The following is a 26,344-nucleotide window of genomic DNA, read 5'->3' as shown; positions in this document are numbered from 1 at the left end:
GAGCTTTATGTACAAGGACACACTTTTTGAAAAAAGATTAAATGAATTATTTTAATATAAATATAAGTGTTTGAATTATAGAGTTTGATAGCAAGGTGCACGCACTTTTGGAAATCAAGGAGTTGACGCATGTCAATGACTGTTTACAAAAGAGCGTGCAACGCAGATAGCGAACTATATAAACAGACACCAATTAAAGGAAAAGATGATAAAAATAAAAGATTTAGAAAAGTACTACGCTACCGAAGATGTGAAGACCATTGCCTTGAACAAATTGTCTTTTGAAGTGAAAGAAGGTGAATTCGTTGCCGTTATGGGGCCTTCGGGTTGCGGCAAATCTACGCTGCTCAATATTTTGGGTCTATTGGACGATCCTGATGGTGGCAGCTTCCTGTTTAATGGCACCGAAGTAGCTGGCTACAACGAGCGAAAGCGCGCCAATTTGCGGAAGCATAACCTCGGATTTGTTTTCCAGAGCTTCAACTTGATAGATGAGCTTACCGTTTTTGAAAACGTGGAACTTCCGCTGATTTATACGGGTGTAAAACCAGCAGAACGCAAACAGCGGGTAGAAGAAGTGCTTGAAAAAATGGGGATTATGCACAGGCGCAAACACTTCCCGCAGCAGCTTTCAGGTGGGCAGCAGCAGCGCGTGGCTGTAGCGCGTGCCGTGGTAAATCACCCGAAGCTTATCCTTGCCGATGAGCCTACAGGGAACCTGGATAGCAGCAATGGAAATGACGTAATGGATTTGCTGACAGAACTCAACTCGGCTGGTACCACCATCATTATGGTCACGCACAGCGAGCACGACGCCAAGTACAGCCACCGCATTATCAGAATGCTCGACGGCCAGAAAGTTACAGAGAACATTTTATCAGAGTTTACGCACTAAAAAGATGATCAGGAATCACATTAAAATATCGCTTCGCAATTTGTGGAAAAACAAACTACTTTCCAGTCTTAATCTTCTGGGATTGAGCATAGGAATTGGTAGCGTACTAACCCTTATTTTCTCAGTGTATGCTTATTATAATGCAGATTCTAATATTGAGAATCAAGAGAACATCTACTATTTAAAAACGATGACCACCGGCGGCGATTCATATTCGCAGACTCCATACCCGCTGCTAAAAGAAATCGTTAAAGCGTCTACGGAAGTTATTGCCGCAACTCACATACAAGGCTGGACTCAACCGTGGTTGGAATATGGCGAATTGGATTTCCAAGAACAGACGGATTATGTAGAACCCGAATTTTTTCAAGTTTTCTCATTGCCATTCAAATATGGTGATCCGGAAACGGCGTTGGATAAAAAGTACTCTATTGTACTGACCAACAAGGTCAGCCTCAAAATTTTTGGCGAAGAGAATCCGGTTGGTAAAATCATAAGTGTTCATGACACGCTGAACTTAACGATAACCGGAGTTTTGGAACCTATAAGTCCGTATTCCGCATTCCGTCTGGGTGTTATAATGCCTACCAAACTTTTAGAAGACATTCCCAGCTTTAAAGCGCGTGCCAATTGGAGCGACAGTTTCACGATGAATTTTTTAAAGCTAAGACCATCTACGAATATTGCTCAGTTTGAAAGGCGTATCAACGATTTGGTCGAGACAAACTACTCAAATCCGACTACAATTGCGGCTATAAAGCTAATGCCTTTCGCGGGTATGAGAACGGATTCGATTCCGGTGGTCGATACTATTATCAGTGGCTCAATAGCAGCTTCGATTTTTGTATTGCTCATTGTACTTATCAATCTGCTCAATCTGAATGCTTCTACGATGTTTCACCGTACCAAGAATATCGCGGTGCGTAAAATATTAGGCGGCACCAAAAGAAGTGTCATCATACAGTTTTGTATTGAGAATGGCATATTGGTATTTGCATCGATCTCTATTTCAGCACTTCTTTTTCTCGGAATTTTGTTGCCAAAATTGAACGATATCTACGGAGCCGATTTTGGTAAGATCTCCTTTACTGTTGCAAAGGATTATCCGGTCATCCTTTTCGCGATAGGATTAGGATTGTTGGTTACCCTGGTAGTAGGTATACTTCCAACACTACGGTTTATCTCCGTACCAATTTCAACAGGTATAAAGGGAAAGATTGATGCCATCAAGCGTAATTTTTTCGTTCGCAATTCTTTTATCGTCCTGCAGTTTTCTATAGCCATATTATTCATCTGTGTGGCCATCATCTTGAATAGCCAAATTGGCTTTATGAAAAATGCTGACTTGGGTTTCAACAAAGAAAATGTCATTATTGGGAACATTAATTTGGAATATAAAGATGAGGTATCTGCTTCAGCAAGTTTCAATACGCTTTTAAATAAGCTCGAAGCAAACCCTTATGTTAAAACCTATTCGGTAAGTCAGGCCATTCCTTCCGATTACAACTTCAATTATACTCAATTTTATGATCCTGAAACAGATAATGAAATCAGAACCCGTTATGCTCGTACAGATCAGGGTTACCTCAAAACACTTGAAATTCCATTGGTTATGGGTAGGGATTTTGATGAAAATCTCGATAAAGACGAAGATAATTCGGTAATTATCAATAGAACGGCGATGAAGGCCCTTGGATGGGAGTCTATTGAAGGAAAGCGGTTGAAGGGAAAAGAGAGCGGTTCACCAGATTATCCTGTGATAGGCGTAATGGAAGATTTTCATTATCAGGATATGCAAAACGCGGTTGAGCCGCTGGCTCATTTGTATCGTGAAAGAGATGCTATAGCATCTCATCGGTTTCTTTCTGCAAGAGTTGAAAAAGGACACGAAAAAAGTGTGCAGCAACAAATTGCAACTGGTATTGGAAACATCGATTCTCGCAGAGAATACAAACAGGAATTTTTGACTGACAAAGTTAGTGGCCAATATCGCTTGATTGAAGGGATGCTAAAAACGGTAAATGTGGTAGCACTTTTAACTATTTTTATTTCTTGCCTCGGTATGTTCGGTCTAATTAGTTTCATGGCTAAAAGGCGGGTAAAAGAAATTGGCATCAGAAAAGTTCTGGGTGCAGGTGTAGTAAAAATTATCGTTTTGCTTTCTAAAGATTATGTGCTACTTGTTGGTATTGCGGCGCTTATCGCCTTCCCGATAGCATGGTATGTTATGAACGCATGGTTGGCAGGTTTTGCTTATAGCATAAGCATTAAGTGGTGGATGTTTGCGCTTAGCGGATTAATCGCTTTACTCATAACATCGTTTACAGTCGGAATTCAAGCAATAAAATCGGCTACAGCAAACCCAACTAAAAGCTTAAAGACAGAATAGATTAATGGCCTGTAAAAGAAAATACAATGCTTAAAAACTACTTTAAAATAGCGTGGCGGAATATCCTGAAATACCGGGTGAATAGTCTGATTAATATTCTTGGTTTGGCTATTGGATTGACCTGTGTGATCTTGATTGGCTTATACATTCAAGACGAGTTGAGCTACGACACCTTTTTTAAAGATTCTGATCAGATTTACCGGGTCAATATTGATGGTAAAATGGGCGATAATGCTTTCTACGCCGGCTATACACCACCCCCCGCCGGGGCAGCTTTGGTCGAAAATTTTCCTGAAATTGAAAGCTTTACACGCATTTACCGACCTAATGCAGATGTAGTTGAAGCCAAAACGGAAAATGGCGAGCTGGTTTTTAACGAAACAAATATTTACGCTGTAGATGCCAATTTCCTTGAGTTGCTTTCATACCCACTCGCACAGGGAGATCCCACCACCTGTTTGAAAGCGGTCAATAGTGCGGTCGTTACTCATCAAATAGCCAAAAAGTATTTTGGTGAAACCAACCCCATTGGTCAAACACTTTTTTACGGAAGTGAAAAACAACCGCTCAAAGTAACGGGTGTTCTTGAAGACCTTACGAGCCTTCCGGCCACAGTAAAATTTGATATGCTTATGCCGGTCGAGAATTTCGGTGATGTAGCCTATTTCAACTGGAGTTGGGTATGGCTCAATGTGGCCACGTATGTAAAGCTGACTGATCAGGCCGCGAAAGACCCAAATACACTTGCCCGTCTGGAGTCAAAATTTCCAGACATGGTGAAAACCCAGGCCGCAGGAGCCTTCGATCGGATTGGTCAACCTTACGAACAGTTCTTGAAAAACGGCAACCATTGGGATCTTCATTTACAGCCACTTACCGACATTCATTTGCGATCGGGAGAGATTGTTTCGGCAATTTCGGATCAAGGCGATATTCAGAACCTTTATATTTTTGGTCTCATTGCTTTCTTCATCATCCTGCTTGCCTGTGTGAATTTCACCAATCTGGCAACGGCCCAGGCTGGCAAACGCAATAAAGAAATTGGAATCAGAAAGGTATTGGGTTCGCCTCGAAGTCAGCTTATGAAACTCTTTTTGGCGGAAGCTCTTTTATACACGCTCATTGCCGCGGGTTTCGCCGTTTTACTTGTCTTTTTGCTGCTTCCATTTTTCAATTCCCTTTCGGGAAAAACGATTTTCTTCACGGATATTTTCAATAATGGAATTTGGATAATCCTTATAGGACTGATTTTACTCACTGGTTTTCTCGCCGGTATTTATCCCGCATTTTTCCTTTCTTCATTCAAACCTGTTGCCGTATTAAAAGGAGGTTTAACCGCTACTAAAAATGGTTTTCTGCGGAATGGATTGGTGGTATTTCAGTTTGTTATCGCCATCGTAATGGTCATCTCAACGCTCATTGTGTTTATTCAGTTGAGGTATATTCAGCAGCGCGATCTTGGCTACGATAAAGAAAACATTTTGGTAATTAGCAACACGGAAACCCTTCGTAAAAGTGAGGATTTCTTCAGGCAAGAGTTGGCTGCGATGCCGCAGGTGAAGGCGGCCACAAGCTCTACAAGTATTTTCACAAAGGGGTCTTTTGGTGATTTTTATCTGCCGCAAACCAATGAGGCGAATCATGCGGTAGCGAAGGATATTGTTTTGGAATCGTATCTGGTTGATGACCATTTTATCTCTACGCTCGACCTTCAAATTATACATGGGCGGGGATTTGACGCTCGCTTCAATGATTCCCTTTCTATAGTCCTGAATGAGGCTGCTGCCAAACAAATCGGGTGGGTAAATCCTGTTGGTCAAAAAATTCGCTATCCCGGTGGCAATATGGAGGACTATACGGTGATAGGTGTGGTGAAAGATTTCAATCTGCAGTCGCTGCATCAGTCCATCCAGCCTTTCGCGCTTTTCTCGAATACATCGAAAAGCTATGATACCGGCACTTCTTTTATCACTGTCAAATACAAATCTGCCGATCCAAAAGAACTTCTGTCCAGTATAGAAAACAAATGGAAGCGCTATCAGCAGGATGTCCCTTTTCAATATTCCTTTTTGGAAGATGATCTCAATGCCGCATATCGATCAGACCAGCAATTGGCCAAGCTTTATGGAATTTTTACTTCCCTTTCTATTTTTATTGCATGCTTAGGGCTTTTTGGTTTGGTAGCATTTACCGCACAACAGCGAACCAAAGAAATAGGTATTCGCAAGGTGCTGGGAGCCAATGTTGCCGAAATCGTAAAACTGCTTTCTACCGACTTTTTACGGCTGGTACTCATCGCAGTTATTGTGGCTTCGCCCATTGCCTGGCTTGCTATGAACCAATGGCTTCAAGATTTTGCATATAGGATAGATATTCCCTGGTGGGTATTTGTCGTGGCTGGTACTTCGGCATTGGCAATTGCGATAATTACGGTGAGCATTCAAGCGGTAAAAGCTGCTATTGCAAACCCAGTAAAAAGTTTAAGAATGGAGTAATTTATATCAACCAAAAACCGAACAATCATGCTTAAAAATTACTTCAAAATAGCTTTTCGAAATTTGTGGAAACAAAAGGGATACAGCGCGCTCAATATTTTTGGTCTTGCTATTGGGATAGCCTGTGCAAGTTTGATTTTTCTTTGGGTACAAGATGAAGTGAGTTTTGATGATTATTTTGCTAATAAAGCTGATCTGTATAAGATAAAAACCTTCCTTGCGGATAAAAACAGTATCAATACTTATGATGCGACATCTGGGCTTTTGGCAGCTAATCTGTCGGCGGATATACCAGGGGTCGAAAATTCAGCCCGCTCTTCTGTAATTAGTCAAAAGCTCTTTTCCATAAACGAAAAGAACCTAAATGCTAAAGGAAATTATGTCGATCCTGCTTTTTTGGACATGTTTGAATTGAAATTTTTAAAAGGTTCTCCGTCTACTGCTTTCAATCAACTGTACTCTGTAATTCTCACTCAAAATTTAGCAAATAGGATTTTTGGATCCACAGATAATGTTATTGGCAAAAGCGTGAAAATCAATACGGAAAAAGAGTACGTTGTGAGTGGGATTATAGAAGATCTTCCCGACAACATGTCTTTTGAGTTCGAATGGCTTTTGCCTTTTAAAGTCTACGAACAAGAGAATAATTGGCTGGAATACTGGGCGAGCATCGGCGTAAACACCTATGCAGAACTCGAACCCAAAACCGATATTACCGCCATCAATAAAACACTCTACAATTATATAAGCACAAAGCATAAAGGATCCATAATGAAAATGTCATTATATCCCATGTCTCGATGGAGACTGTATGATACGTTTGAAAACGGAAAAGAAATCACCGGAAGAATAAAATATGTCAAACTCTTCAGCCTTATTGCGTGGATTATTTTGATAATCGCTTGTATCAATTTTATGAATCTCAGCACGGCACGTTCCCAAAAACGGGCAGGGGAAGTGGGTATAAGGAAAGTACTCGGCGCCGGAAAAAACAGGTTGATTTTTCAGTTTATGAGCGAGTCTATTATCACGGCGCTCATCGCTACACTGTTGGCGGTGTTATTGATCTATATCTCATTGCCCTTTTTTAATATTCTTGTCGAAAAAGAACTTTTAGTCAATTTTTTTGATCCGCTTCATTTAAGTAGTTTATTGAGTATAACGCTACTGTGTGGAGTTATTTCGGGAATATTTCCGGCCTATTACCTGTCTTCATTTAAACCCGTTAAAGTTTTAAAAGGGCTGAAAATAAAAGAAGGAAGTGCCAGATGGGTTAGGAAGGGATTAGTAGTGGCTCAGTTTAGCGTTTCGGTAATATTGATTATCAGCACCATATTAATCTATCAACAAATACAGCATATAAAGGACAGAAATCTGGGTTTTGACAAAGAGCATTTGGTCTATGCGAGTGTGAACGGGAATATTCAAAAGAATTTTGACCCGATAAAAAACGAACTTTTGCAAAGCGGTTTTGTGGACAATGTTTCCATGAGCACAAATACCCCATTAGATAAAGGCAGCAGTGCCGCAAACTTCAGTTGGCAGGGTAAAAATCCGGAAAACCAGGTTATGATAACCTACGAAGGAGTTACGCCAGATTACCTAAAAACAATGGGAATTAGTGTCAAAACGGGTCGTGATTTTTATGCCAATACAGATGCCGATAGTACCAACATTATAGTCAATCAAGCTTTTGCAGATGTTGTAGGGAATAAAAATATTGTGGGCTCTACTATTCAGTGGGAAAATGAGCCGTTGACGGTTGTTGGAGTTGTTAACGATTTTGTTTACAATAATTTATATGAGAAGAGTTCGCCGCTTGTGCTCTACGCAAGCGCGTCTGGAAATTACCTAAACATACGGTTCAAGCGAAATACCGACCTAGCCAATGCATTGCCGGCTCTCAAAAATATCATGGCGCAGAACAATCCCAGCTATCCTTTTGAATACAAATTTGCAGACGAGCAATTTGAAAAATCGTTCAAAACGGAAACCCTAATTGGCGAATTAGCGGGAATTTTTGCCGCGCTGGCCATTCTAATTTCCTGTTTGGGCCTTTTCGGTCTTGCCGCTTATACGGCAGAACAGCGCACCAAGGAAATTGGCGTGCGAAAGATTTTGGGTGCCAGCGTTCAAGGTCTTACAGCTTCGTTGTCTCTTGATTTTTTAAAACTCGTTGGTCTTTCCTGTATCATCAGCTTTCCCTTTGCTTGGTGGATAATGGATGATTGGCTTCAAAATTACGCGTATAGAATAAATATTGATTGGTGGGTTTTTGCCATTGCCGGGCTTGCAGCTGTTTTGATTGCCCTGTTGTCTGTGAGCTATCAGGCCATTAAAGCGGCCATAGCAAACCCTGTAAAAAGTTTAAGAACGGAGTAATTTATATCAACCAAAAACCGAACAATCATGCTTAAAAATTACTTCAAAATAGCTTTTCGAAATCTCTGGAAAAACAAGCTTTTTTCATTGATCAACATCATCAGTTTGGCCATTGGGTTGAGCGCTTCTTTTGTAATTGGCCTGATGGTTTATTACGATTTTACGTTTGATAATTTTCACGAAGATGGTGATCGCATGTTTAGAATTACATCCATTTTTAATGATCCTGAAGGTGGTGCTTTCAATTCAGGAATTTCAATACCGCTGGTTGATGTGGTCAGAGAAGAATTTTCGGGAATTGAAACTTCACTGTTTTTTTATAAATATAGTCCTGTCAATGTCACCCAAGAAAAGCAAGAGGTAAAATTCAAACTACCACAATTGGTCATTTTTACAGACCAGAACTATTTTGATTTTTTCGAATATAAATGGTTGGCTGGGTCGCAAAACAACGTTTTATCGAATCCCTATGAGGTCATTTTAACCAAATCAAGAGCCGAACATTATTTTCCGAATTTGACGCCCTCGCAAGCAATCGGTAAAACGTTGATTTACAACGATTCTATTCCTGTCAAAATTACAGGGGTCGTCGCTGATTTTATAGCGCGAACAGACATTGTCTTTCAAGAATTTGTGTCGCTAAAAACTGCAGCGAAAACCGATGTTGCAGACCGGGTTTTTAACTCCAATTGGCATGGGACAGATGGCAATGCTCAACTTTGGATAAAACTAAAGCCGCTTACCTCTTTAGCAAGTGTTCAGGAGCAGTTAGAAAAAACAGCACGTGCCCACGAAACCAAACAATCTATAAAAACCGGTGAAACACGAGAATTCTTTACCCAGCCAATTACAGATTTACATTTCAACGAGCGCTATAATATCTATGATGAAACCAGATCTGTTGCTGATAAAGATGTATTGGTGATGCTAAGTCTGGTGGCTCTTTTTTTGCTGATCTTGGGTTGTGCGAATTTTATCAATCTCAATACCGCACAAGCAACGCAAAGGGCTAAAGAAATAGGTATTCGAAAAACTTTAGGCAGCTCTAAAAAACAATTGATTGTCCAATTTTTAGTAGAAACATTTTTGTTAACGGTCATTGCGGGAATAGTTTCCGTAATCCTATCCGTTTGGCTGATCAATATATTTGATGATTTTATAGCAGAAGGTGTAAATATTTCTCTTTTGACTGATCCATATCTACTATCATTCGTAGGGATTTTATTGCTATCAGTTGCTTTGCTTGCGGGGTTTTATCCCGGAATAATACTCTCAAAATTTCATCCGGCCAAAGTTCTAAAAGGTCAAAATTTAACTGCTCGGGGTAAAAATGGTTTGCGAAAATTCTTGATTGTATTCCAATTTACGATAGCATACATATTTATCATCGCAACGTTTTTAGTAACTAAACAAATCGATTTTCTCGTTCAGAAGGATATGGGATTTAAGACAGAATCAATAGTTTATGTAGAGACGCCTTGGCACGATAAGAAAGTAGATAGCAGAGAATTACTCCTTCAAAAATTAAGGAACATTCCACAAATCGAGAAAGTGAGTATGGGTGGACAACCTCCAGCCTCTTTTGGCTTCAGCATGACTTCATTTGATTACACAAATGGTGAAAATGAAACAACGGCAAATGTGCTACTTCTCTTCGGAGATTCAACCTATCTTGAACTATACGATATACCGCTATTGGCCGGTCGAATGCGTCGAAACGATACAATTCGTGAAGCAATAATTAATGCGATAACTGTCCAAAAGCTAGGGTTTGCAAATAATGAAGAAGCTTTAAATAAAACTGTTTTATCCGGTGGCACGCCCTACGTGATAACAGGAGTTATGGCCGATTTTAACCAAGGGTCTCTTAAAGGCGCTATTGACCCCATGGCATTTGTGGGAGATCTATACAGAAAAGTCTGGAAAACACAATTTACCGTTATTCATATAAGTCTGCCAATGGAAAATACGATAAACCTAAGTTCAACTTTAGCGCAAGTAGAAGAAGATTTTAAAGAGGTTTATCCCGATTCAGATTTCAATTTGCAGTTTATGGATGAGACCGTTTTAAAGTTTTACAATAAAGAGCGTAGCATGTCCAAGTTGCTCAAGTGGGCAATGGGATTATCGGTGCTAATTAGCTGTCTGGGATTGCTTGGCTTGGTTATTTACACTACAGAACGAAGGGTAAAGGAAATCGGTATTCGTAAAATAATGGGAGCTTCCATCGTACAAATCAACACCTTATTATGCAAAGACTTTGTGTTGCTGATTGTTATAGCATTTGCGATTGCAACTCCCATAGCCTATTGGGCACTTGATATCTGGCTTAAAGATTTTGCCAATAGAACGACATTAAACTGGTGGGTTTTCGCTGTCTGTGGTATAGCCATGATTGGATTAGCCCTGGTTATCATGAGCATTAAAACCATAAAAACGGCAATGGAAAACCCGGTAAAAAGTTTAAGAACGGAGTAATTTATACCAACCAATAACCGAACAATCATGCTAAAAAACTACTTCAAAATAGCTTTTCGAAATCTCTGGAAAAACAAGCTTTTTTCATTGATCAATGTCATCAGTTTGGCCATTGGCTTGAGCGCTTCTTTTGTAATTGGCCTGATGGTTTATTACGATTTTACGTTTGATAATTTTCACGAAGATGGGGAGCTGATTTATCGTATCACAACTGATTATAGTTCACCAGAAGGGGACAACTACAATTCAGGAGTTGCGGTTCCGTTAACCAAAGCAATAAAAGAAGGATTTACAGGCGTTCAAAAATCGACTACTTTTTTCACTTCCGAGCCGGCTAGAGTAGAGGCTGGTTCTTCGGCAAAAACTTTCAATAATCCAGAAAAAGTTATTTATGCCGATACTGATTTTTTCCAATTTTTGAATTATGATTTCCTTGCGGGAAATCAGGCAACTGCCCTACAGAATCCCAATGAAGTTGTATTGACTGAAAGCCGTGCGAAGAAATATTTTCCAAATACAGATTTTGATAATCTAATTGGTGAAACGCTTACTTACGATGATTCTGTGATGGCGAAAGTGACCGGAGTTGTTGCCGATTTTAAAGGACGTTCAGATTTTACTTTTCAAGAATTTATCTCTTTGGCTACGGCAAATCAGTCGTATATGAAGGATCAAATATTGGACGACAACTGGCATAGCACAAGTTCCAACACCCAGCTTTTTGTAAAATTAAATAATAAAAATGCCCATACAAATGTTCAGACCCAATTGGACGAATTGGCGAAAGAGCATGAAAGTGAAGACGCTGAAACATATGGAGACTATCGCACATTTCACCTTCAGCCTTTAAGCGATCTTCACTTTAGTGAGAACTATGGTGTTTTTGATTTCACGCCTCACCATGCAGATAAGTCTGTGCTCATCAGTCTGCTCTTAATTGCACTTTTTCTGCTGACTTTGGGCTGCATCAATTTTATTAATCTCAATACGGCTCAGGCGTCTCAGCGCGCCAAAGAAATTGGGATTCGCAAGACATTGGGAAGCTCCAAAAAGCAACTCGTATTTCAATTTCTTGGTGAGACGTTCGTGCTCACACTGTTTGCGGCGGCGATATCAATTCTTTTGGCGGCAGGATTGCTCAAAATATTTGCCGATTTCATTCCCGAAGGATTGCATTTCGGCTTGTTTGCCGATCCGGTAATAATTGGTGCGGCATTGGTTTTGATTATTTTAGTTACTTTTCTGTCAGGGTTTTATCCGGGATTGGTTCTTTCATCTTTCAAACCTGTTTCGGTTTTTAAATCCAGAATTTTCTCTTCCAATAGTCACGCAACTTTACGTAAAAGTTTGATCGTTTTTCAATTTGTAATTGCACAGGTATTTATCATTTCTACGATCATGGTGGGCAAGCAAATTCACTTTTTGATGCAGGAAGATATGGGTTTCAAAACAGATGCCATAACGTATGTGAGAACACCATGGCTTGATAGCTCGATGGAAAAAAGGGAGTTGTTTATTCAAAAGCTGAAGGCTATTCCGGAAATTGAAAAAATAAGCCTTGGTGGTTCACCGCCAGCTTCATTTAGTTGGCATTCTACGGAAGTAGATTATCTTGATGGAGAGAATCAAATTCACAGCGAATTGCAATTGCTTTATGGTGATAGCAGCTATCTGAATCTTTATGGTATTGGCCTTCTTGCCGGTCGAAAATTACGGAATGATACCATCCGCGAATTTATCATCAACGAAACGTTTCGTAAGGTACTGGGTTTTGAAACGCCACAGGATGCCATTGGCAAAATGATCGATTACAGTGGTGAAAAGGTGCCAATTGTTGGGGTGATGGGCGATTTTAATCAGCGCTCCCTAAAATCGAAAATAGAACCCATGGCCTTCGTTGGCGATTGGAGTCGACAGAGGTATTCCCAATTTAATACCGTTCATTTAGCACTACATGAAGCCAATTCAGCCGATTGGTCGGGCGTGATAGCAAAAGCCGAAAACCATTGGAAGTCGGTTTATCCTGGAGCTGATTTTGATTTACAATTTATGGATGAAACCGTAGAAAAATTTTACCGAAAGGAAACCAGCATGACCAAGCTGCTCAATTGGGCAACCGGGCTTTCAGTTTTGATTAGCTGCCTTGGGCTTTTGGGTCTGGTTATTTATACCACCGAACGGCGCGTGAAAGAAATCGGGGTAAGAAAAATTCTTGGTGCGTCCATCGCTCAAATCAATGTTTTACTCTGCAAAGATTTCCTGGTTCTCGTGGTCATCGCATTTGCCTTAGCGGCGCCACTGGCCTGGTATGGATTGAATAGCTGGCTGCAGGATTATGCCTATAAAACCAGTTTGAGCTGGTGGGTTTTTGTGAGTAGTGGTTTGGGAATTTTGATTTTAGCTTTGATTATTATGAGCTTTAAAACGATTTCTACAGCGCGGAGAAATCCGGTAAAAAGTTTGAGAACGGAGTAACGCAGAAGACCTGCCGGGTTTTCAAAACCTGGCAGGTCTCAATAAAAAAATCATTAATAAAAACAAAACACCATGCTAAAAAACTACTTCAAAATAGCCCTTCGGAATCTCTGGAAAAACCGAACGTTCACAGCCCTGAATATCGTTGGCTTGACCGCCGCCTTTGGTGTTGCTTTTCTATTGAGCATGTACGCCATTTTCGATCTTTCTTACGATCGTTTTCACGAAAACACCGGCTCAATCTTCAGTGTTTATGCAAATGAGCAGACACCGGAAGGAGCCGAGTCAGATGAAGCCAATCCGATTCCATTTGCGGAAGCATTGCGAAATGAAGTGCCTGGGGTTGAGCATATCGCGAAATACGTTACCGGTGGCGTGCTCATTACCTACAAGGATAAGACACTTGGGATGAGCAGCGCGCTTACCGATCCCGAATTCTTCCAGATTTTTACTTTTCCGGTTTTGGAAGGCGATGAGAATAATCTTATTGCAGATAAGAATTCGATTGCTCTTACCCGCAAGGCTGCAACGATAATTTTTGGCGAAGAACCGGCTTTGGGCAAAACGGTTACCGTGCAAAGGGGTGGGATGGAAGTACCCGTTACCGTGACAGCTATTTTAAAAGATATTCCGGAAACGAGCGATTTTAATTTTAGCGCCCTTTTTAATTTTAAAAGTCTTCCCGATGCTTTTTATGCAGACAATCTGGATGATTGGAGTGCGCACAATCACAGTGTGTACTTAAAGTTGGCCGATGGCGTAACACCAAGACAATTCGAAAGATCTACCCGCACTTTTTCGGAATTGCATTATGCCGACAATATCTCGAGTGCAAAACGCGATGGAGCACAGCCAAATGCCGAGGGGAATTATCGCCAAATAAAACTTCTCCCTGTGGAAGACCAGAGTTTTGCATCGATCAAAAATGGCGTTATTACAGTGAGCAAAACGCTTCAGTACATCGTTTTGGGAATCGCTTTCCTGATACTTTTTATCGCAAGCGTAAACTTTATTAATATGAGTATTGCCAAGAGTGCGCAGCGCTTGCGCGAAATAGGCATGCGCAAAACATTGGGAGCCGGAAAATCACAATTGTTCTTTCAACTCTGGGGTGAAAGTGGTTTGGTATTCCTGATTGCAGTAGTTCTGGGAAGCCTATTGGCAGTGGGTTTACTCAAACCATTCCAAACGCTATTTGACACGAAAGCTTCTTTTGGTTCTATTTTAAGTCTGCCGATTCTTACCGCAGTATTTTTGGTGATTGGACTAATTACTTTGGTGGCAGGGGGCTACCCATCGCTGCTTATGAGCAAGCTGGGTACTTTGCAAGCTTTAAAAGGAAAGATGCAAAACACAGGCAAAAACAGGCTGCGCGATGTGTTAATGGTCTTGCAATTTAGCATTACCATTTTGCTCATAGCCGGAACGCTTGTGCTTTGGCAGCAACTCGAATTTTTGCGACACAAAGACCTTGGCTTTAATAAAGAACAGGTCATAGCGTTTCCGCTGAACACCAAACAAGACCCGGACAATATAATCCAACTCTTGCGAAATGAACTCTCAAAAAGCCCTGAAATATTGGGTCTCACCGCTGCAGATGATAATTTGGGGCTGGGTCGCGACGGACGTGCAAGTGCGACAGTTTTAGGCTTTGACTTTAAGAATAGACAGGTATCTACAAATATGCTTTTTGTAGATTACGATTATGCAAAAACGCTTGATATTCCAATTCTTCAAGGGCGCAGTTTTGATCGCAGTTTTCCCGGCGATAGCCTTTCAGTTGTAATAAATGAAGCTATGGTAAAAGAGCTTGGTGAGCAGGATGCTTTAAACGTTCAGTTTTATCTTGATGATTCTGTCAAATATTCGGTAATAGGAGTGGTGAAAGATTATAATTTCGATGCCCTTGATATGGCCATTGAGCCTATTACTTATTTTATGGATGGTGGTTCGCCAATGCACTACGTGTATGTAAAAGTGGTGCCCCAAAATCTTACAGATTCTTATGAAACGGTGAAAGAAGCGTGGAGTAGAATAGAGCCAAGCACCCTGTTTATGGGTTCATTTTTAGATGAAAATATAGACAGAACATTAACTAAAGAACGCATGATGACCACCATGATTTCAAGTGGTTCCTTGCTGGCAATTGTTTTGAGTTGTATTGGTCTTTTTGCGATTTCACTTTTGGTTGTAACCCAAAGGCGAAAGGAAATTGGAATCAGAAAAGTCGTTGGCGCATCGGTTTCAACTATTACCATTTTACTGACTAAAGATTTTCTAAAATTAGTTGCTCTCTCATTTTTTATCGCAACGCCGATTGCCTGGTATTTTTCATCGCAATGGCTTCAGAATTATGTGTATCGGATTAATCTTACTCTTTGGGTTTTTCTTGGCGCTGGCGGAATAGCCCTTGTCATTGCTTTGGCAACGATTGGTGTGCGCACCATTCAAGCGGCAATGCAAAACCCTGTTGATAGTTTAAAAACGGAGTAGCTATGATAAAAAATTACTTTAAAATAGCTTGGCGAAATATTGTAAAACACAAAGGCATCTTCTTCATCAATATTTTCGGATTGGCAATTGGCATTGCGACCTGTTTAATGATAGCTTTATTGGTTTTTAATGAGTTGAGTTATGACAAATACAATGAAAAAGCCGATCAGATAGTTCGTGTAGTATTTCACGCCAGAGTGAATGGCGAGAATATTAAAGAAGCTGTAGTTATGGCTCCAGTTGCCGAGGCTTTTAAGCGAGAAATCCCGGAAGTTATTGATGCGACCCGACTCACGAATTTATTTAATCCAAAAATTACTTATAAAAACAATACTTATAGAGATACACGGTTTGCCTATGTTGATCCCAATTTCTTTGATGTTTTTACCCTTCAAATTATTGAAGGGAATTCTAAAACTCCATTGAACCAACCCAATAGTATCGTAATTTCAACCAAAGCGGCGAAGAAATACTTCGGCAGTGAAAATGCAATAGGAAAAGTGCTGCATTTGGAAAATTATAATCGAGACTTCATGGTTACTGCAATAATGGATGAAGTGCCTGAAAATTCGCATTTCCATTTCGATATGTTTGCTTCTACAATTGGCTATCCTGCTGCAGAAAAGAAATCATGGATGGAGTCTGAATTCTTTACCTATTTGGTATTGAAAAAAGGAAAAAATATCATCGAAGTGGAAGCCAAGATTCCACCCATGATTGAGAAATATATGGGGCCGCAAATGCAAGAGAGCATGGGGATGTCATTTTCTGAATTTTCAAAGAATAATCAGATTGAACTTTCGCTTCAACCGCTCACAGATATCCATTTAAACGCAGACTTTTCAGGCGCATCGCAGTTGGAACCGGGAGGTGATATTAAGTACATTTATATTTTCAGTGCCATAGCTCTTTTTATGCTGCTGATCGCTTGCATCAACTTTATGAACCTTGCCACAGCTTCTGCATCAAAAAGAGCGAAGGAAGTTGGTATTCGCAAAGTATTGGGTTCAAATCAAAAGCAGCTTATTTTTCAGTTCTTATCAGAGTCATTCATAGCCACACTACTGGCAACAGTTCTTGGTGTACTTCTTTTAATTCTTGCTTTGCCAATATTCAATGCTATTTCAGGTAAGGAATTAGAGATAAGCTATTTGGTTCGGCCTCCTGTTGTAATTTTTCTAATAGTAATTGTAATAGGAATCACTGTTTTTGCGGGAGGATACCCAGCGTTTTTTCTTTCATCTTTCAAACCTGTTGCCACGCTTAAAAGCAAATTTATTGGCCCTGGAAATAGCAGAGTTGTAAGGAGTGGATTGGTGGTTTTTCAGTTCGTAATTTCCGCCGGACTTATTCTTGCAACCCTTGTGGTGCACCAACAAATGGAATATATTCAAAATAAGCAGCTCGGCTATGAAAAAGATCAACTGCTTGTATTGCGCGATTCTTATTTGTTGGGTCAAAACGAGGCGGCCTTTAAAAATGAATTAATGCACGATCCGGCAGTTGCGAATGTTTCACAATCTGCTTTCGTTCCCGCAGGAGATACCGATAATAATATGTCGCCAATCTTTATCGGTGATAGACTTATAAGGAGAATGGCTGTATATCATGTAGACGACCAATATATTCCAACCATGGGAATGGAGCTGGTTTCGGGTCGTAATTTTTCTAAAGAATTTGGTTCCGATTCTACGAAAGTTATTATAAATGAGCAGGCGGCAAAGGTACTGGGTTTTGGTGATGATGTGCTTGGAAAACAGATAAGGAAGGGGAGTACTAATGGAGGTCAAATATTAACGATTGTAGGAGTTATTAAGGATTTTAATTTTAGATCTCTGCATCAGAATATTGAGCCATTGATTATGGTAAATCACCCTTACGGCGGTCTAATTGTCCGTGCCAAAGTGGGGGATATGGCTGATTTAATCGATCAGGCAAATTCTCTTTGGTTGGGATTTAATACCAAGGAAGCTTTTAGCTATTCCATAATGGACGACTCGTACAATCAAACCTACCTGGCGGAGCAGAAGATGGGAAATATCCTTGCCCTATTTGCCATCCTTACCATTTTGGTAGCCTGTCTGGGATTATTTGGACTGGTGACCTACACAGCAGAACAACGATATAAAGAAATTGGGATACGGAAAGTACTGGGATCAAGTATTGCTCAAATTGTGGCATTGCTCTCCAAAGATTTTTTAAAGCTTATTCTTATCTCATTCTTAATTGCCTTTCCATTAGCTATCTACTTGATGAATATGTGGCTTCAAGACTTTGCCTATCGCATTGATATTAAATGGTGGTTGGTTGCTGTAGCTGCTATAATCACCACTGCTGTGGCTTTCGCAACCATTAGTTTTAAAAGTATTAAAGCGGCGGTTGCTAACCCTGTGGATAGTTTAAAAACGGAGTAGCTTGAAAAGACCTGCCAGGATTATGTCACGTGTGTTTATTTTTTAAAAGTGTTCATGAGATCGCTTCGCTAAGTTTGCAAAACCTGACAGGTCTCACTGGAAAAAACCCTGTACCATCACCGAACAGAGAGTGTATTAAAACCGAACAGTTTCTGAATTTCACGAAAGTGTAATGAATTGACAGGAAGCTGTATAGGGTTGTGGCACTGTTTTCACTTTCTGTTTAATGAAAATAAAAATACAATGCTCAAAAACTACTTCAAAATAGCCTGGAGAAATATCGCTGCCAATAAGCTCTTCACCACCCTCAATATTGCAGGGCTCGCCATTGGAATTTGCGTTTGTATTGTGTTGTTCGCTTTTGTGAATAACGAACTAAGCTTTGACAAGATGTATTCAAATTCAGAGCATATCTACCGGGTCAATATGGAAACTTCGGAAGAGTACAATTATGAAACATGGCCTACTTTGCCCAACGCGGTTGGCCCGGCTGTCGCCAATGAAATTTCGCAGGTTAAATACATGTCGCGGCTTATCAAAGATGATTTTGGATCAACAGCTTCACTGAAAGTTGGCACCAGGAATTTTAAAGAAGACGGGTTGTATCTCGCAGATTCTGCGCTTTTCGACATGTTTGATTTTAAGTTTGTGGAAAGCGCCGGCCAAAATCCGTTCTCACGACCAAATTCCGTTGTGATTTCCCAATCGTCGAAAGCCAGATTGTTTGGCGACGAAAATGCAATTGGTAGAATTATTACGGTCAACAACAACGACAGTTTAGAAGTGTCTGGAATCTATGAAGACCTTCCCAAAAACAGTGTTATTGATTGCAATATGGTTTACAACATCCTGGATTCGTGGATGGGAACCAATGAGTATTGGGGCAATGCGAGCTATGAAACCTATATTTTGTTGCAGCCCGATGCCAATGTTGCCGAAGTGCAAAGCCAGGCCACAGCATTAATCGATAAACACGTAGATAAAGAAGAGCAGTATTTCACAAAATTCTTATTGCAGCCTTTGACTAAAATCCATCTCTATTCTGCTGATATAGGAGAAGGCTACACGTCAAAACTGGGAAGTGTGGGCACAGTAAAAAGCCTTTTGTTTCTTTCAATTTTGGTGTTGTTGATTGCCTGCGTGAATTATATGAATCTGGCTACAGCCAATTCACAAAAGCGCTCAAAAAGCATTGGAATGAACAAAGTTCTGGGCGCCAACAAAGGTCAGATGTTATCGCTTTTTTATATCGAGACGGGCATTCTTGTGCTTATTTCAATTGGTATTGGATATGCCGTGGCGTTTGCATCTCTCCCTGTTTTTCAAAATATTACAGGCAATGAATTGGCTTACGCTGATTTGCTTTCTCTGCCTATTCTCTTGAGCCTGTTGGCAATATGGGTAATTGTAACCATCGTTGCCGGAAGTTATCCTGCCATTTCCATGTCGGCCATTTCACCTTTGGTATTGGTTAAAAAGACCAAAACGACCTATTCAGTTGCCGATTTTGTTCGGAAAGGTTTGGTCGTTTTTCAGTTTGCAGCTTCCATAATTCTGATCATTGCAGTTACCGTTATCCTTCAGCAGATGAATTATATCCGGACTAAAAATCTGGGGTATAATCCCGAAGGCGTTGTGGCCGTTTCTGTGAATTCGGCGGAAACACAAACCCAAATTGACAATGTGATCGCCGCTTTCAAACGACAGCCAAATGTAGAAAGTGTAACGGCTGTGCAATCCATTCCCGGTGCAAACGAGAGCGGCAGATCTGTGCGAAAGTTGAGCACGGACAATGTGGGAATGCCAATTAGCAGTTGCAATACCACTGGGGGAATTGTGAAAACCATGCAACTCGATTTGCTCGCCGGAAACGACCTGCCGGAGCATATCGCCAAAGGCGACTCGACCAATTACACGCTTATAAACGAGAAGATTCTTACTTATCTGGGTTTTGAAACACCCGAAGATGCCGTGGGAAAAAGTATCAATACCGAATTGGGCGATCATTCTGTTGTGACCGGTGTGGTAAAAAACTTCAACTACAAATCCTTAAAAGAAGACGTTGGCGGCTATATGTATTACAGCGGGCGCTATGCACCCGAAGGCGTGCGAACGGTGGTGCTGCGCTACAATTCTCAAAATTTATCGGCTTTGATCGATCAATTGCAAACCACTTTTAATGCCCATTTGCCCAATGTGGCTTTCGATTACGCGTTTATAGATCAGCACGTAGCAGCCTTCTATGCTTCCGAAGAAAAAACGGCAAACACAGCAACTGCTTTTTCCATCCTCGCCATTTTTATTGCCTGTCTTGGATTGTTCGGTCTCTCGGCTTTCACTGCCGAGGCGCGCACCAAAGAAATCGGCGTACGAAAAGTCTTGGGTGCCACGGTTTCGGGGGTGGTGCGATTGCTCACCAAAGATTTTTTGAAACTGGTGCTTGTAGCCTTTTTAATTGCCGGCCCTTTAGCCTGGTGGCTCATGCACAATTGGCTTTTAGATTTCGCATTTCGCACAGAGATAAAATGGTGGGTGTTTTTATTCGCCGGCGGTATGGCGGTGTTTATTGCGCTACTAACAATAAGTTTTCAAGCCATTAAAGCGGCTATTGCCAATCCTGTGAAGAGTTTACGGACGGAGTAGGAAATTAATTAAAATAATTAATGAAACCCCAAAGGTTTCAAAACTTAGCGATGCGTTCTCAGGATTGAAGTGACTCCGTATGGACGCAGCGAAGCAAGTAAACTTTGGGGTCAGAGACGAATAAAAAACGAAACTATGCTATTAGAACTAAAAAACATTTACAAGTGGGTAGACCAGGGTGGAAAGCGTATTTTCCTGCTCAAAGATTTAAGTTTCAAAGTCGAAGAAGGTGAGTTTATCTCCATCATGGGCCCATCGGGTTCAGGAAAATCAACTTTGCTCAATGTGATTGGAATGCTCGATGATTTCCAGGAAGGTGCATATACTTTTCTGGACGAGCAGGTGCATTCTATGAAAGATAAGAACCGCTCAAAGCTCTACAAAGAATATATTGGTTTTGTATTTCAGGCTTATCATTTAATTGATGAGCTCACAGTTTATGAAAATATCGAAACGCCCCTGCTTTACAAAAATGTGAAATCAGCAGAGCGAAAAGCACTGGTAGCCGATATGCTTGATCGCTTCAATATTGTTGGCAAAAAAGATCTTTTTCCGAGTCAGTTGAGTGGTGGTCAGCAGCAGCTTGTTGGCGTAGCGCGCGCTTTAATTGCCAAGCCCAAACTCCTATTGGCCGATGAGCCAACCGGTAATCTCAACTCCGCACAAAGTGAAGAAATCATGAAGCTTTTTAAAGAGCTGAACAATGAAGGGGTTACCATTATTCAGGCTTCACATTCTGAATCGAATGCGGCGTATGGTTCGCGAATAGTAAAGCTATTAGATGGCATGGTTGACAATAGCTAAGCTGATTTTAAATCCTTGAATGCATCGCAATTATGAAAATTAGACTTTTAATATTCTTGTATTTTCTCGCAAGTATGGCGCTTTTCGCGCAAAGCGAAGAAAGCATAACATATACCCTTGATGAATGCATAAATGCGGCCATTCAAAATAACCTCAATTTGAAATCGGTTAAGTTGGACGCCATGAGCAATGATGTGTTTTTTAATCAAAGCAAGAATGCCTTGTTGCCAAATATCAATGGTTCGTACAATTTGGGTGTGGCAAATGGTAGAAATATCGATCCATTTACGAATGCTTTTGTCGACGAGCGCCTCACATTTTCGAATGCCGGACTGGCGCTGGATGCAACTGTTTTTAATGGTTTCCGGCTTATGAATGGATGGAAACAGGCAAAGCTCAATCTCGAAGCGGCAGAAATGGAAATCCAGGCTGCAAAGCAAGCCCTGATTTTGGAAGTTACACTTGCTTATCTTCGGGTATTGAGCGAACAAGATTTGGTGGTGCTTGCAAAAGCGCGAATTAAAACCACCGAAGATCAACTGGCGCGACTAAAAACTTTCTATGATGCAGAAACTGGCAACCCCGCAGAATATCATGACCTTCAAGGCCAACTTGCAGCTGATTTAGCGAATCTTGCAGAAAATAGAAACACGCTAAAATCGTCGATTCTTGGCTTAAATACATTGGTAAATTCCGACGAAAAGATTGCTGCAGCGCCTTTAAATAATAAGCTGGAATTAGAAAAATATCCCTACTCCGCCGATGAAGTTTATGCGCAAGCGTTGAATGTATTCCCAACAATTAAATCGAATGAATTGAGTCTGGCTTCCGCCGAAAAAGGCGTATCAATTGCCCGTTCGCAATTCACTCCCGAAATAAGTTTCTTCGCGGGTTTAAACACAAATTTTTCAAGCGCAGCCAGGCTTTTTAACGAAACAGGATCAAATATTGTCGGCACCAACGATTATGTATCGGTCAATAATCAGGATTACCAAGTTCTTTCAAATCAAATGAATTATTCAAGTCTGGAAATATCGTACCGCGATCAATTTGAAAACAATTTGAATTCTTCATTTGGCATAGCAGTTACCATTCCTATTTTAAATGGATTCAGAGCCAAGAACAACGTTACACTTCAAAAGATACGGCAGAATGAAGCGCTCACTGCCGTACAGCAAACCAAGTTGGATTTGAAGGAAGCCATCGGTCAATCATACAATGCCATGCAATCTGCTTTCGAACGGCTTCAATTGCATCAAGATCAAGTGAACGCTTACCGCGAATCGTTCCGGATCAATGAAATTAGGTTTAACAGCGGCGTGTCTAATAGTGTAGATTATCTCAATAGCAAAAACAACATTGACAATGCAGAAATCAACCTGTCTAATGTGAGGTATGCCTATACCCTTCGTGCGAAGGTTTTGGAGTATTACAGGGTTGGGTTGTAGGGTAGCTGTAAAAAGGAATTCAGAAATCTTATCATTATTTCTGTCGGAGTGTAATGAAAGATCACGAAAGGTTTAATTAGTGTCTGTCCATAAAGTCCACTATCGGCGTTAATGACGATAAATGTCATTATCGAGATGCACTTGTCTTGAAAACAGTCATCCCGCCCCAGCGGACTCCTTGATTTTCAATCCTACGTGCGCCTTGCTATTGGACTTTATGATCCAGCCACGTGAGTGTATTGACAGACTCTAATTAGTGTCTGTCCATACAGTCATCAGATTAATGTGATGGAAATTATTGAGATCAATTCGTTAGACCAAATCTTAGACTAAGTCTTTAAATTAAGACATCTCCATGACCTGAAATTACTATTGCGACTTTTTAAAACTTGAGTTAAATTAGAGTAAAATGTAAGCCTTCAGCCTTAAACGACTCCACCAAATTATGCAATTTCACTAGTACACTTTTCGTGCTTAATCCAGAGACTGCGGCATCAACCGGATGTCTTTTAGTTGCTAATTATTAGATTTAAAAAAAAGGCCACATCAAAAAATGTGGCCCTTAATTTTAGGTGAATCAACTTAGAAAGTTACCTTCTTTGTTTGTCCGTCTCCTTGAAATTCTCATCAATGTCAACTTCAGTCTCGCGAACGGTATCAGAAACTTTTTCTTCGTGGACTTTTACGTCTTTGTTTACAGCAATTTCTTCTACCACACGTGTGCTTTTGTCCACTACGGCTTTTTCGTCGCGCTCGGTCATTTCAATAGTTTTGTCTTTAAAAGCATCTTTGCCCGAAACGGCTTTATCCACAGGCTTACGAGTAACGTAAACGCGTTCATCGCGCAGTCTGATGTTTTCTTGTACCGGCTTTTCTACAATGCGACTTTTAATTTGAACGCCACCTTGATTAACTTCACGTTTGCCAACATTCATTTCTTCTTTCTTTACTTCAATAGAATCACCACGCTTGCCAGAATTAATGTCTTGATTTTTTCTACCCGTTAATTTCTGGTCGTAATCATCTACATCTAAAGCTCCACAATTATCTAAAATAGAAGCAGCGTTTTTCGCACCTTCTTTATCCTTAGCATAAACTGTAACAACATTGGTGCGCGCACCTACTCGACTGTGGCGCTCACGATTGTCGTCGTTGTTATCAAATAACCAACTCCAGAACCCCGAAGTCTTGTCATCTTCTTTGTAGTCATAGTCGGCGTTGGTATATTCACCTTGGGTCTTAAATGGCGATAAATCTACTTGGTTATTTGCAAATCCACCACTCATAAGTTGTTTTTCGGCATTTTGTGCCTCGTCTTTTTCATTAAAAAATCCTACTATTGTGTAATTCATGATATATATATTTTAATTATGTGTATTCATCCAATCGTTTTGGATGTTCTTTATCCTTTTCTGTCTATCGAAACGCTTTCTTTTCTAAGCGCAGTTTCTATGTTTTCTATTTTTTCGACTTGCTCCTTAGTAATATGAATTTCTTTAATAAGCATCAATTTTTTCGTAACCACCGCAACCTCTTCCACTACCGAAATAATGGTAGTATTGCCTTCTTTCCGAATCTTCGGCATCTCTGCTACTTCTTTATTCACGGTGATTTCCTCTATGTTGATCTTTTCGTGAACAAGCGGAATTTCGTGGTTTGATGTTTCCGTTTTCACGGTTTTGCGAATAGTAACTTTACCCTTCTCTACCACTTCCTTCGAGATGTTGAAATCCTCTCGATGAACCTTAATCGTTTTTTTTTCTTTCTTCATCTTGATTTTTTCTTCCATTTCCATACTATTTTAGTATGAAATTTATTTAAGCCTATTTGATCTCAAGAAATTCAGTTGTAGTTATATCTCGAATTAATAAGTATTGTTTTCGAGTTTCGTTACATTAAACATTTACTTGGTCGCAAACTCTTCCCTGTCGTAAAATGAATCGTCTCTCGGATATTCAGATTGCCGATCATCACGGTTGTAAGAATCTAAAACTGTTTCTTCATATTCTCTGTGCAAGGGAGAGCCTTTTTTCATCCGTTTCGTTTCTGAAAACGTGTTGCGGTCTATACTTTTGGTCAGAACCGTTTCGCTATCCATATTGAGATCTGCCAAACCGATAGGAACAATCAGATGGTCTTCGCCGTCTTTATTCAGGAATTCATGCGCGCCATCTTTACTTTTGTTACTGTATGGCTTATGGTTTGCTTTTATGATGGAAGCGTCAACTTCCACATCGAGATAAACTACGCGCTTCGTATTTTTATTGACCAATAAATTGTCAACTTTTCCTACTACGGTACCATCTTTGTCTTTTACATCCCAACCACGAACATCTTTGTCATTGTCGGCTACTTTATAATCAGATAATTCTTCTAAATAGAACAAATTTCTTTCTTTTTCCGTGCTCATGATTACTTGTTTTTCATATTGGTTAATAATTGCCCTGCTTTCTGAAAGAAGTCATTAATGGCATCTTTTTGATTAAGGGTTTGTGTGTCTGGAGCAATAGCACTTGCTGCATTTCCTACCTCGGCACAACTCTCATCTAAATCAGGGAATTTCTGTACCTGGATTTTTTTCAGTGCCTGGAATATAATGTTTGCCGCATTTTCAATTGTGTTTGCATGATCCACTTCATAAGGGTCATCTTCAATATCGCCAGCATTGGCGCGCGCAGTTTCCAAATCTGCTCTTAAGTCAATATCAAGTGAATTTGACACCGCTTCGGTTGCGTCAATAAGTCTATCAAGAGCGCCGTGCGTATATTCATGGTCTAAACTCATATTTGCCTCATTGCCTATAAAGCTTGTATAATCAGTTATTTCCGAGATTGCCGATTCAGAGAGTTTAATTGTTTGCTCTTCATTTACCATTTCTACTTTATCGGTAGCAACATCTGCAGTATCATCATCTTTTAAGAAAAAGAAATAAACCACTGAAACCACTGCTAGAATTACGAGAATCACTATTATCCAAGGCCAGACAGGTTGTTTTTTTTCAATTTTGATTTCAGTCATAATTTGTTGTTTTTAGTTTAAGTTTTGAATCGGTGTTACTTTTGTTAAATATGAACGAACGACCTTTGTTGAACCTGTAATTTTTCTTTTAAAATATATTTGTCGCTCTCGATGTTATGATTTTTAACAATTTCATAAATATATTGGCACGAATTGTTGTCATAACATCCTAATTTAAAAACAATTAAATCTGTTAAATGTTTAAATAAATTGGAATTTATTTTTAAGGATCAAATTATTTTTACATATCAAATCAATAGCGTCCTAAACGTTTAAAAATTTCAAAAAAGAAAGAGGGAAGTTTTGTATTTCAAATTAACTTTGAATTGCACAACAAAAACACTCCCTCTTATGGCAAATATAACGTTGTTTTCTCAGATTATCTCAAAATTAGATCGCTCAAAATTCAA

At 40.1% G+C, this 26,344-nt stretch carries 15 protein-coding genes; 11 read left to right on the top strand and 4 right to left on the bottom strand.

Translation table 11 applies throughout. The features are described 5' to 3' along the window. The first annotated feature begins 205 nt into the window (after positions 1-205). From G3O08_RS12310 to G3O08_RS12260, 11 genes are all read left to right on the top strand, one after another. Complete coding sequence (locus tag G3O08_RS12310) at positions 206-895, top strand: ABC transporter ATP-binding protein (RefSeq protein ID WP_163285681.1); 690 nt, start codon at positions 206-208, stop codon at positions 893-895. Between the two features lie 4 nt (positions 896-899). Further along, positions 900-3,284 carry an ABC transporter permease gene (locus G3O08_RS12305; RefSeq protein WP_163285680.1) on the top strand — a complete coding sequence of 795 codons (2,385 nt, stop codon included), beginning with the start codon at positions 900-902 and terminating at the stop codon, positions 3,282-3,284. Positions 3,285-3,310: 26 nt separating this feature from the next. After that, a complete protein-coding gene (locus tag G3O08_RS12300; protein WP_163285679.1) occupies positions 3,311-5,779 on the top strand; it encodes an ABC transporter permease in 2,469 nt (822 codons plus the stop codon). A gap of 27 nt (positions 5,780-5,806) precedes the next feature. Beyond that, complete coding sequence (locus G3O08_RS12295) at positions 5,807-8,161, top strand: ABC transporter permease (protein WP_163285678.1); 2,355 nt, start codon at positions 5,807-5,809, stop codon at positions 8,159-8,161. 27 nt (positions 8,162-8,188) lie between these two features. After that, on the top strand, positions 8,189-10,639 hold the full coding sequence (locus tag G3O08_RS12290) for an FtsX-like permease family protein (protein ID WP_163285677.1): 2,451 nt from the start codon (positions 8,189-8,191) through the stop codon (positions 10,637-10,639). Between the two features lie 27 nt (positions 10,640-10,666). Next, a complete protein-coding gene (locus G3O08_RS12285; protein ID WP_163285676.1) occupies positions 10,667-13,114 on the top strand; it encodes an ABC transporter permease in 2,448 nt (815 codons plus the stop codon). A gap of 72 nt (positions 13,115-13,186) precedes the next feature. Then, the gene (locus tag G3O08_RS12280) at positions 13,187-15,607 is read left to right on the top strand and encodes an ABC transporter permease (RefSeq protein WP_163285675.1); all 2,421 of its coding nucleotides are present in this window, start codon (positions 13,187-13,189) and stop codon (positions 15,605-15,607) included. A gap of 2 nt (positions 15,608-15,609) precedes the next feature. Next, positions 15,610-18,021, top strand: a complete 2,412-nt coding sequence (locus G3O08_RS12275) for an ABC transporter permease (RefSeq protein WP_163285674.1) — start codon at positions 15,610-15,612, stop codon at positions 18,019-18,021. A gap of 243 nt (positions 18,022-18,264) precedes the next feature. Next, positions 18,265-20,664 carry an ABC transporter permease gene (locus G3O08_RS12270; protein WP_163285673.1) on the top strand — a complete coding sequence of 800 codons (2,400 nt, stop codon included), beginning with the start codon at positions 18,265-18,267 and terminating at the stop codon, positions 20,662-20,664. Between the two features lie 135 nt (positions 20,665-20,799). Continuing rightward, the gene (locus tag G3O08_RS12265) at positions 20,800-21,468 is read left to right on the top strand and encodes an ABC transporter ATP-binding protein (protein ID WP_163285672.1); all 669 of its coding nucleotides are present in this window, start codon (positions 20,800-20,802) and stop codon (positions 21,466-21,468) included. A gap of 32 nt (positions 21,469-21,500) precedes the next feature. Continuing rightward, on the top strand, positions 21,501-22,916 hold the full coding sequence (locus tag G3O08_RS12260) for a TolC family protein (protein ID WP_239541196.1): 1,416 nt from the start codon (positions 21,501-21,503) through the stop codon (positions 22,914-22,916). Positions 22,917-23,506: 590 nt separating this feature from the next. Here G3O08_RS12260 and G3O08_RS12255 read toward each other — a convergent pair. The 4 genes from G3O08_RS12255 to G3O08_RS12240 all read right to left on the bottom strand — a co-directional run bounded on the left by G3O08_RS12255 (position 23,507) and on the right by G3O08_RS12240 (position 25,934). Continuing rightward, entirely contained in the window at positions 23,507-24,268 is a 762-nt protein-coding gene (locus G3O08_RS12255; protein WP_163285671.1) for a YsnF/AvaK domain-containing protein, read from the bottom strand. A gap of 50 nt (positions 24,269-24,318) precedes the next feature. Next, entirely contained in the window at positions 24,319-24,705 is a 387-nt protein-coding gene (locus G3O08_RS12250; protein WP_163285670.1) for a YsnF/AvaK domain-containing protein, read from the bottom strand. A 114-nt stretch (positions 24,706-24,819) separates the two neighbouring features. Next, complete coding sequence (locus G3O08_RS12245; RefSeq protein WP_163285669.1) at positions 24,820-25,326, bottom strand: PRC-barrel domain-containing protein; 507 nt, start codon at positions 25,324-25,326, stop codon at positions 24,820-24,822. A gap of 2 nt (positions 25,327-25,328) precedes the next feature. Beyond that, entirely contained in the window at positions 25,329-25,934 is a 606-nt protein-coding gene (locus tag G3O08_RS12240) for a hypothetical protein (RefSeq protein ID WP_163285668.1), read from the bottom strand. Positions 25,935-26,344 lie beyond the last annotated feature (410 nt).

The sequence above is a fragment of the Cryomorpha ignava genome (genome assembly GCF_010686655.1).
In the GTDB taxonomy this organism is placed as follows: Bacteria; Bacteroidota; Bacteroidia; order Flavobacteriales_D; family Cryomorphaceae; genus Cryomorpha; species Cryomorpha ignava.
The sequence above is the reverse complement of the archived record's forward strand: the minus strand, read 5'-3'. Positions and strand labels throughout refer to the sequence as shown.

Coding starts and splice junctions, on each gene's coding strand:
- G3O08_RS12275 (WP_163285674.1), top strand. CDS start 15,610: ATGATAAAAAATTACTTTAAAATAGCTTGGCGAAATATTGTAAAACAC.
- G3O08_RS12245 (WP_163285669.1), bottom strand. CDS start 25,326: ATGAGCACGGAAAAAGAAAGAAATTTGTTCTATTTAGAAGAATTATCT.
- G3O08_RS12250 (WP_163285670.1), bottom strand. CDS start 24,705: ATGGAAGAAAAAATCAAGATGAAGAAAGAAAAAAAAACGATTAAGGTT.
- G3O08_RS12280 (WP_163285675.1), top strand. CDS start 13,187: ATGCTAAAAAACTACTTCAAAATAGCCCTTCGGAATCTCTGGAAAAAC.
- G3O08_RS12300 (WP_163285679.1), top strand. CDS start 3,311: ATGCTTAAAAACTACTTTAAAATAGCGTGGCGGAATATCCTGAAATAC.
- G3O08_RS12295 (WP_163285678.1), top strand. CDS start 5,807: ATGCTTAAAAATTACTTCAAAATAGCTTTTCGAAATTTGTGGAAACAA.
- G3O08_RS12270 (WP_163285673.1), top strand. CDS start 18,265: ATGCTCAAAAACTACTTCAAAATAGCCTGGAGAAATATCGCTGCCAAT.
- G3O08_RS12290 (WP_163285677.1), top strand. CDS start 8,189: ATGCTTAAAAATTACTTCAAAATAGCTTTTCGAAATCTCTGGAAAAAC.
- G3O08_RS12255 (WP_163285671.1), bottom strand. CDS start 24,268: ATGAATTACACAATAGTAGGATTTTTTAATGAAAAAGACGAGGCACAA.
- G3O08_RS12285 (WP_163285676.1), top strand. CDS start 10,667: ATGCTAAAAAACTACTTCAAAATAGCTTTTCGAAATCTCTGGAAAAAC.
- G3O08_RS12260 (WP_239541196.1), top strand. CDS start 21,501: ATGAAAATTAGACTTTTAATATTCTTGTATTTTCTCGCAAGTATGGCG.
- G3O08_RS12265 (WP_163285672.1), top strand. CDS start 20,800: ATGCTATTAGAACTAAAAAACATTTACAAGTGGGTAGACCAGGGTGGA.
- G3O08_RS12240 (WP_163285668.1), bottom strand. CDS start 25,934: ATGACTGAAATCAAAATTGAAAAAAAACAACCTGTCTGGCCTTGGATA.
- G3O08_RS12305 (WP_163285680.1), top strand. CDS start 900: ATGATCAGGAATCACATTAAAATATCGCTTCGCAATTTGTGGAAAAAC.
- G3O08_RS12310 (WP_163285681.1), top strand. CDS start 206: ATGATAAAAATAAAAGATTTAGAAAAGTACTACGCTACCGAAGATGTG.